Origin of the sequence: Pseudomonas sp. MNR3A (assembly GCF_009650575.1) — a bacterium.
GTDB classification, from domain to species: domain Bacteria; phylum Pseudomonadota; class Gammaproteobacteria; order Pseudomonadales; family Pseudomonadaceae; genus Aquipseudomonas; species Aquipseudomonas machongensis.
The window spans coordinates 1-9959 of record NZ_VZZS01000048.1; the positions used below are offsets into that span (position 1 = coordinate 1).

The following is a 9959-nucleotide window of genomic DNA, read 5'->3' on the forward strand; positions in this document are numbered from 1 at the left end:
TCGAAGCAGATCGAGGTGCTGGCCAGCACGCCTTGGATGTCCGCCTGGCTGTAGACCTGCTGCGACCAGGCCACCAGTGCGGCGACGTTGCGGTGGGCAATGGCCACGCCTTTCGGGCGGCCAGTGGAACCGGAGGTGTAGATCACGTAGGCCAGGTTATCGGCCACGGCGCGGGCTGGCAGGTCACTGTCGTCGCCGTCCAGCGTCAGCTCATCGAGCAGCACGCTCGCGAACGCGCCATCGACCGCCAGTGCATCGAGCACCGCGCGTTCACTGATCAGTACGCGGGCGGCGCTGTCGTCGAGCATGTAGCTGACACGCTCGGCCGGATAGTCCGGGTCCAGCGGCACATAAGCACCACCGGCCTTGAGCACCGCCAGCAGCGCCACCAGCATCGACATGCCGCGCGGCAAGGCCACGCCGACCCGCACTTCGGGGCCGACACCCAGGCTCACCAGGTGGCGGGCCAGGCGGTTGGCGCGGGCATTGAGGGTGGCGTAGTCCAGCTGTTCGTCGCCCCAGATCGCCGCCAACGCCTGCGGTGTGCGGCGTACCTGGGCTTCGATCAGGCGATGGATGCACTGGCTGCGGTCGAAGGCCAGGCCGTTGGCATTCCACTGGCGTTCGATGCGCTCGCGCTCGCTGTCCTCGAGCATCGCCAGCTCGCCGACGCGCTGCTCTGGCGCTGCGACGATCGCCTGCAACAGGTTCAGCCAGTGCTGCGACAAGCGCTCGATGGTCTCTGGCAGGAACAGGTCGGTGGCGTAGGTCCAGATCGCCGACCACGCCGTACCCGACTCGAAGGTATTGAGGGTCAGGTCGAACTGCGCGGTGTGGCTGTCCCACGCCAGCGCCTCGACCTGCAGGCCCGGCACCTGCACCATGGACGCCTCGGCGGCGCGCTCGCCCTGGTGGTTGAACATCACCTGGAACAGCGGGCTGTGGCTCAGGCTGCGCTCAGGGTGCAGGGCCTCGACCAGTTGCTCGAACGGCAGGTCCTGATGGGCCTGGGCTTCCAGGGCGCTGTGGCGTACCTGCTCGAGCAGGCGGGTGAAGGCCATGCCCGGCTCGACCTCGGCGCGCAGGACCTGGGTGTTGACGAAGAAGCCGATCAGACGCTCGGTCTCCAGGCGGTTGCGGTTGGCCACCGGCACGCCGACGCGGATATCACCCTGGCCACTGTAGCGGTGCAACAGCACCTGGAACGTGGCCAGCAGCAGCATGAACGGCGTCACCCGCAGCTCACGCGCCCGCTGTTGCAGGCCCTGGGCCAGGTTGTCCGGCAGCGCCAGCGCAAGCTGCGCGCCACGGAACGACTGTTCGGCCGGGCGTGGATGATCGGTAGGCAGTTGCAGGAACTGCTCGCCGGCAAGGCGTTCGGTCCAGTAGCCGAGCTGACGCTCGCGCTCGCCGGCCTCCATCCACTGCCGCTGCCAGATCGCATAGTCGGCGTACTGCAGCGGCAATACCGGCAGCGTGGGCGCTTCGCCCTGGCTGAAGGCGGCGTAGCATTGCACCAGTTCCTCGACCAGCACCTGCATCGACCAACCATCGGAGACGCTGTGATGCTGGGTGACGACCAACACATGGTCGTCCTGCGCCACACGCAGCAGGCGCACACGCAACAGCGGCCCCTGCTCCAGATCGAACACCTGCGCCACCTCGGCCTGCACCCGTGCGGCCAATTCGGCCTCGGCGACCGTTTCGATCGGCAGCGCCAGCGGTACGGCGGCGTGAATGCGCTGCTGTGCACCCTGCGGCGCCTGGGCGAACGTGGTACGCAGCGACTCGTGACGCGCCAGCAGGCTGTCGAAGCTGCGCTGCAACGCGGGCACATTCAGCGCGCCGCGCAGGCGCAAGGCGCTGGGGATGTTGTAGGCGCTGCTGCTCGGGTCGAGTTGCCAGAGGAACCACTGGCGTTCCTGGGCGTAGGACAGCGGCGCCAGCTCGCCACGCGGTACTGGCAGCAGCGCAGGCTGTGCGGCGTCTGCAGTTGGCGTGAGGCTTGCGACGAACGCCTGCAGGGTGGTCTGTTCGAACAGAGTGCGCAGCGCCACTTGCAGGCCCAGGCCGTGACGCAGGCGCGACACCACCTGGGTGGCCAGCAGCGAATGCCCGCCCAGGGCAAAGAAATCGTCCTGCAGACCGACCCGCTCGACCTCCAGCACCTGCTGCCAGATTTGCGCGACTTGCTGCTCCAGCGCCGTGCGCGGCGCCTGGTAATCCTCCTGGCGCAGGGTCGGGGCCGGCAGCGCCGCACGGTCGAGCTTGCCGTTGAGGGTCAGCGGCAGGCTGTCCAGGCACAGGATATGCGCTGGCAGCATGTATTCCGGCAGGTCGGCCTTGAGGCCGCTGCGCAGGCGCTCGACAAGCGCCGACGCCTCGCCGCTGTCATGCTGCGCCACCACATAGGCCACCAACTGCGTACCGGCACTGCCGTCGCGAGCGAGCACCACCGCCTCGCGCACGCCCGGCAGTTGCAGCAAGCGGGCCTCGATCTCGCCCAGCTCGATACGGAAACCACGGATCTTCACCTGCTGGTCGATACGCCCGACGTACTCGATTACTCCGTCGTTGCGGTAGCGCGCCAGGTCACCGGTGCGGTACAGGCGCCCGCCATTGCCGAACAGATCGGGCACGAAGCGCTGGGCGCTGAGGTCGCTGCGGCGATGATAGCCGTGCGCAAGGCCGGCTCCGCCGACATACAGTTCGCCGATGCATCCCGGCGCGACCGGCTCCAGCTGGCCGTCGAGCAGGTACCAGGACAGGTCGTCGATCGGCTCGCCGATCGGGCTGCTGGCTGCCCCTTCGAGATCACGCGGGCTCAGCGGACGGTAGGTGACATGCACGGTGGTTTCGGTGATGCCATACATGTTCACCAGGCGCGGCCCCTGCGCAGCGAAATGCCCGTACCACGGGCGCAGCGCCTGCACCTCCAGGGCCTCGCCGCCAAAGATCACCTGGCGCAGGGCGCCGAGCTCGGCGGCGTCACGCGTGCAGGCCACCTGCATCAGCTGCTTGAACGCCGAAGGGGTCTGGTTCAGTACCGTGACGCCTTCGCGGTGCAGCAGCGCATGGAAATCCTCGGTGCTGCGGCTGGTCTCGTGCGGCACGATCACCAGTCGCCCACCATGCATCAGGGCGCCGAAGATCTCCCACACCGAGAAGTCGAAGGCATAGGAGTGGAACAGGGTCCAGACATCGTCGACACCGAAGTCGAACCAGCGCTCGGTGGCGGCGAACAGGCGCATGACGTTGTCGTGGGGCAGCAGCACGCCCTTGGGCTGGCCGGTGGAACCGGAGGTGTAGATGACATAGGCGAGCTGGCGCGGGTCGCAGGCCAGTTGCGGCGCGCCGGGGTCGGCAAGCGGCTGTGGCGACAGCGGCTCCAGCATCAGCTGGCGCACGTCCTGCGCACCCTGCACACGTGCCGCCAGGTGCGGCTGCACCAGCAGCAGGGCGATGCCGCTGTCGGCCATCATGTAGGCCAGGCGCTGGGCCGGCGCGCTGGGGTCCATGGGCACATAGGCTGCACCGGCCTTGAGCGTGGCGAGAATGGCCACGATCATTTCCAGGCTGCGCTCGGCCACCAGGCCGACCCGTACCTCAGGGCCGACACCCTGCGCCAGCAGGCGATGGGCCAGGTGGTTGGCCTGGGCTTCGAGCTGGCCGTAGCTGAGCTGGCGATCATCCAGCGTGACCGCGATGGCCTCGGGGCGCAGGCGCGCCTGCTCCTCGATGCGCTGGTGAATGCACTGCTGCACCGGATACTCAGCCGGCCGCGGATTCCACTCGGCGATGATGTCCGCGCGCTCCTGCGCAGTGAGCAACGGCACCTGCACCAGGGGTGTATCCGGCGCTGCGACCATCTGCCCGAGCAGTTGCAGCCAGTGCCGCGCCATGCGCTCGACCGTGGCCCGCTCGAACAGGTCGGTGGCGTAGGTGAAGGCTGCCGACAACTGCTCGCCAGCCTCGGCGGTGTCCAAGGTCAGGTCGAACTGCGCGGTGACCGTGCGCACGTCCAGCCCCTCGATGTGCAAGCCCGGCAGGCGCAGCGCCGAGACGCCATCGCCGCCAAGGTGGTTGTGCATGACCTGGAACAGCGGGTTGACCCCGGCATTGCGCTCCGGCGCCAGGGCTTCGACCAGTTGCTCGAACGGCAGCGCCTGGTGGGCCTGGGCGCCGAGCACCGCCGTACGCACCTGCTGCAGCAGTTCACGGAAGGTATTCTGCGGGTCGATGCTGACATCCAGCACCTGGGTGTTGATGAAGAAGCCGATCAGCGCCTTGGTATCGGGGTGCTGACGGTTGGCCACCGGCACGCCGACGCGGATCTCGCGCTGGCCGCTGTAGCGATGCAACAGCAACTGGAAGCTGGCCAGCAGGAGCATGAACGGCGTCATCCCCTGCGACTGGGCCAGACTGCGCAGGCCACGCTGCAACTCGCCCGGCAGCGTTACCGCCAGGCGTTCGCCGCGATGGCTGGGCTGCTGCGGGCGCGAGTGATCGAACGGCAACTCCAGCACCGGTTGCTCGCCGCCCAGACGCGCAGCCCAATAGCCCAGCTGGCGCTCGCTCTCCCCCGCCTCCATCCACGCCTGCTGCCAGATCGCGTAGTCGGCGTACTGGATCGATGCCGCCGCCAGCGTAGGTTCACCACCGCCGCTGAAGGCCGCATAGGCGTGTACCAGTTCCTCGACCAGCACCTGCATCGACCAGCCGTCGGAGACGATATGGTGCTGGGTCATCACCAGCACATGGTCGTCATCGGCCAGGCGCAGCAGGTCGACCCGCAACAGCGGGCCCTGCTGCAGGTCGAACAGCGCCTGGGTACGGGCCTCGACGAAGTCGCGCACGGCCTGCTCGGTGTCGGCGCCGGCATCAGCGGGCAGGTGCTGCAGCGGCAGCTCGAAGGCCGATGCCGGCGCCTCGATCACCTGGCGCACGCCCTCGGCCGTCTCGACGAAGCGCGTGCGCAACGACTCGTGCCGCCCGAGCAGCCACTGGAAGCTGCGGGCCAAGGCCGGCACATCCAGCGTGCCTTTCAGGCGCAGGGCACTGGGGATGTGGTAGGCACTGCTGTGCGGCTCCAGTTGCCAGAGGAACCACTGGCGCTGCTGGGCGTAGGACAGCGGGATAACATCGAGGCCTTCACGGGCCGCCGGAATCGGCAACTGCCCCAGGGTCAGGCCCTTGCCGGCCAGCTTTTCCAGGAAGGCCCTGCGCTGTGACAGCGGCAACCTGATGAATCGCTGAACCAGCGCGATGTTATCCATTACAGCCATCTCAGTTCGTCTCCAACTCGGTGAGGAAGTCATGCATATCGCTCAGATCCTGCTCGAGATCGGTGGTCCGCAACCCTTCCAGCGCTTGCGCATAGCCCTGCAGGTCGTCGGCCTGGAAGATCAGTTCCAGCGGCACCTGTACCTGCAGTTGCGCCTGTGCGGCTGCCGTGGCTTGTGTCGCCAGCAGCGAATGCCCGCCCAGCTCGAAGAAGTTGTCGTCACGCCCCAAGCGGTCGACCTTCAGCACCGCAGCCCAGATATCGGCGATGGCGCTTTCCAGCTCGCCTTGCGGCGCGCGGTAGTCGCGTTGCATCAGGCTGGCATCCGGGGCTGGCAGGGCCTTGCGGTCCAGCTTGCCGTTGGGTGTCAGGGGCAGTGCGTCGAGGAAGACCAGATAGGTGGGGACCATGTAACCCGGCAGTGTCTCCTTAAGACGAACGTTGAGCTGCTCGCGCAATTTAGCCTCGCCGAGCGCCAGGCCTTGCGCGCTGGCCAGCACGTAGCCCACCAGTTGCGGGCCACCGACGCCAGGGCGGGCCAGCACCACCGCTTCACGCACGCCGTCCTGGGCCTGCAGGCGCGCCTCGATCTCACCCAGTTCGATGCGGAAGCCGCGGATCTTGACCTGGTGATCGACCCGTCCCAGGTAGTCGACCACACCATCGGCGCGCTGGCGCACCAGGTCGCCACTGCGGTACAGGCGTGCGCCCGGCACACCGTAAGGGTCCGGCACGAAGCGCTCGGCGGTGAGCGAGGGGCGGTGCAGGTAGCCGCGCGCCACCCCTGTGCCGCCGAGGTACAGCTCGCCCGCGACGCCCTGGGGCAGCAACGCCGCCGAATCGTCGAGCACATAGGCACTGCGGTTGCCGATGCGGCTGCCGATCGGCGCATAGGCTGCCTGGCAACGTTCGGCGCGATCGGCTTTCCAGATCAGCGGGGTGACCACGGTTTCGGTCGGGCCATAGCCATTGATGATGTGCTCGGGCGCAAGCACAGCCTTGACCAGCTCGAACGCGGCTTCCGGCACCGCGTCGCCACCGAAGCAGTAGATGCGCACCGACGGCGGGTTGCCGTGCTCGCGCACGTGTTCGGCCAGCTGCTGCAGGTATACCGGCGGGAATGCGGCGACGGTGACGCCATGCCGGTGCATGGCCGCACAGGCCTGCTCGGCGGTCCACAGCTGCGGGTCGCGAATCAGCAGGCGACCGCCGTGCAACAGGCAGGTCAGCCAGCGTTCATGGGCACCGTCGAAGGCGAACGACATGAAGTGCAGCTCGCAGTCACGCTCGCTCATGGCGTAGCGCTCACCGATCGCCAGGCAGTGCATGGCCAACGGGCCATGGGCCACGGCCACGCCCTTGGGCTGGCCGGTGGAGCCGGAGGTGTAGATCACGTACGCCAGGCCCTCGGCGTGCACCAGGCGCTGCGGCGCGCTGCTCGGCAGCGAGGCGCCGGCCAACTGGTCGATGCACAGGGTCGCCACGGTTTGCGCCGCGGGCAGGCGCGCCAGCAACTGCGAATGGGTGAGCAACAGCGCCATGCGCGAGTCCTGCATGAGGTAGGCCAGGCGCTCTTCGGGGTACTCCGGGTCGAGCGGCACATAGGCCGCGCCGGCCTTGAGCACCGCCAGCAACGCAACCAGCATCTGCGGGCCACGCTCCAGCGCCACCCCCACCAGCGCCTCGGCGCCCAGCCCTGCCTCGATCAAGCCATGAGCCAGGCGGTTGGCCTGCTGGTCGAGCTCGGCATAACTCATTTGCTGCTCGCCGAACAACACCGCCACCGCCTCCGGCGTGCGCTGCGCCTGGGCCTCGAACAGCTGGTGCACTGCACGTGGCGAATCGAAGCGTGCATCGACGTGATTCCACTGCTCCACCAGTTGCGCACGCTCCTGCCCGGTGATCAGCTCCAGCGCACCGATGGCCTGGCCTGGAGCCGCCTCGAGCAATTGCTCGAGGACCTGGCGCAGGTGCCCGGCGACCTGCACGATGCGCGCATCGTCGAACGCTTCGCGCAGGTAGCTGTAGTGCACCTGCAGGGTCTGCTCCAGGGCGATGGCCAGGGTCAGCGGGTAGTTGGTGCGCTCGTGGCTGTCGATGGCGCCAAAGCCCAGGGCGGGCACTTCGGCCTGGCGCAGGGCCTCGGCCACCGGGTAGTTCTCGAACACCACCAGGGTGTCGAACAGCGCCTCGCCGCCCTGCCCGGCCCAGCGCTGGATATCGTACAGCGCGGTGTGCTCGTGCTCGCGCAGGGCCAGGTTGTGCTGCTGCAACTCGGCAAGCCATTCGCCCAGCGCCTGCTCGGCACGCACCTGCGCCACCACCGGCAGGGTGTTGATGAACAGCCCGACCTGGCGTTCGACACCGACGATCTCCGCCGGACGCCCCGAAACCGTGGCGCCGAAGCACAGCGCCTGCTGGCCGGTGTAGCGCTGCAGGAGGATCAGCCAGGCGCCCTGCAGCAGGGTGTTGACGGTCACCTTGTGACGGCGCGCCAGCTCGCCCAGGCGCTGGGTGAATGCGGCATCGAACTGCTGGTAGTGGTCGCCAAACGGCGCTTGCGCCACGGCTTCGCGGCGCACGAAGGCCTGGGCCAGTCGGGTCGGGGCCTCGAGCACACTCAGTTGCTCGGTCCAGAAACGCTCGCTCAGCCCGGCATCCTGGGCCTGCAGCCAGGCCAGGTAGTCGCGGTAACGCCCGACATGGCCGATCTCGCGGCGCGCGGCGTAGCGCTGCAGCACCTCACCCAGCAACTGCGAATTGCTCCAGCCGTCGAGCAGGATGTGGTGATGGGTGTAGATCAGGTGGTGACGCTCATCAGCAGTACGTACCAGCACCAGGCGCAGCAGCGGCGCGCGGGCAAGGTCGAAGCCCTGGGCCTGTTCCTCGGCCGCCAGGCGATCGAGGGCGGCGGCCAGGTCCTGGTCGCCGCGCAGGTCGAGCACGCGGAACGGCACCTCGACCTGCTTGTGCACCAGTTGCAGCGGCCGCTCGACATCGCCCTGCCAGAGGAACACGCTGCGCAGGCTGTCGTGGGCGTCCAGCGCCTGCTGCCAGGCCTCGCGGAAACGCGCCGGGTCCAGGCCGTCGATGTCCACCCGCATCTGGTTCACGTAGTCGCTGGCGTCCTGCTGGTACAGGCTGTGGAACAGCATGCCCTGCTGCATCGGCGACAACGGCACGATGTCTTCGATCTGCCGCGCAGCGACCGGCAGCGCATCCAGTTGCGCCTGGGCCAGCGGGTAGAGCGGGAAGTCCGAAGGTGTCACGCCTGCTTGGCCGGGCTGGCAGCAATGCTCGACCAGGGCCTGCAACTGCTCGGCGAAATCGCGGGCCAGGGCTTGCAGGGTGGCGTGGTCGAACATCTGTGTGCTGTAGGTCCAGGTCAGGTCCAGTTCGCCGTCGTACACCTGGCCGTTGATGCCCAGCCAGTTGGCCAGCGGCGCCTGGGCGCTCTGCTCGGCGCCACTGGCCTCGCCGCTCGGGCTGAACAGCGCGCCATCGTCGGCCTGGAAGCTGCCATCGAACTGGCCCAGGTAGTTGAAGGTCACCCGCGCCACCGGCAAGGCCTGCAGCGCTTCACGGGTCGCGGCATCGGCGAAGCGGCGCAGGGCACCGAAGCCCAGCCCTTTGTTGGGCACGCCGCGCAACTGCTCCTTGATCTGCTTGAGCGAGTCGCCCAGCGCTTTGGCCGGGGTCAGACACACCGGGAAGACGCTGGTGAACCAGCCCACGGTACGGGTCAGGTCGAGGTGCTCGGCCAGTTCTTCACGGCCATGGCCCTCGAGCTCCACCAGCACGCTGCCCTGCCCGCTCCAGCGGCACAGGGTGCGGGCCAGGGCGGTCAGCAGCAGATCGTTGACCTGGGTGCGATAGGCGGCGGGCGCTTCCTGCAACAGGCGCTGGGTCGTGGTTTTGTCCAGGCGCGTATGGACCATCGCCGCATGGGCGTTGTCCAGCACTGCCGTTGGTGCGGCGCACGGCAACTCGGCGGTGCCCTGCAGGCGTTGCTGCCAGTAGCCCAGCTCAGCGCTGTGCTCGGTGGCGTAACGACGCAATTGCTCGGCCCAGTCACGCTGCGAGCTGGTCTTGCCCGGCAAGACCAGGGGTTTGCCGCTGCTCAGTTGTTCGAAGGCCAGTTGCAGGTCTTCGAACAGGATGCGCCACGACACGCCGTCCACCGCCAGGTGGTGGATCACCAGCAACAGGCGCTGGCTGCCGTCCGGCAGATCGGCCAGTACGGCGCGCAGCAGCGGGCCATCGCCCAGCGACAGGCTGCGCTGGGCCGATTCGGCCAGGGCTTCCAGTTCGTCGGCAGTGTTCAGGGTGCGCTGCCACAGCAGCTCAGTCGGCTGCTCGCCGAGCGGACGGTAATGCGCCTGCCAGCCGGTCTCGCTTTCGGTGAAGCTCAGGCGCAGCGCATCGTGGTGTGCAACCAGTGCCTGCAACGCTTGCTCCAGGTAACCCGCATGCAGCGGCTGGGCCGGCTTGAGCAGCACCGACTGGTTCCAGTGGTGACGCTCGGGGATATCGGTGTCGAAGAACGCTTGCTGGATCGGCAAAAGCGGCATCTCGCCAGTTAGCGGGCCCTGCTCGATCAGTTGCGCACCCTCGCCTTCCTGGGCAACGGTCGCCAGCCCTTGGACGGTCTGGTGCTGGAACAGCGCCTTGGGCG

The 9959-nt window shown here is 68.0% G+C and carries 2 protein-coding genes; both read right to left on the bottom strand.

Annotated features, from left to right (window positions below):
* The coding region (locus tag F6X62_RS25115) for a non-ribosomal peptide synthetase (RefSeq protein ID WP_153775020.1) at positions 1 to 5276 on the bottom strand (5276 nt) is incomplete at its 3' end.
* Between the two features lie 10 nt (positions 5277 to 5286).
* Positions 5287 to 9959: non-ribosomal peptide synthetase (locus F6X62_RS25120; protein WP_153775019.1), on the bottom strand; the 4673-nt coding region annotated here is incomplete at its 5' end.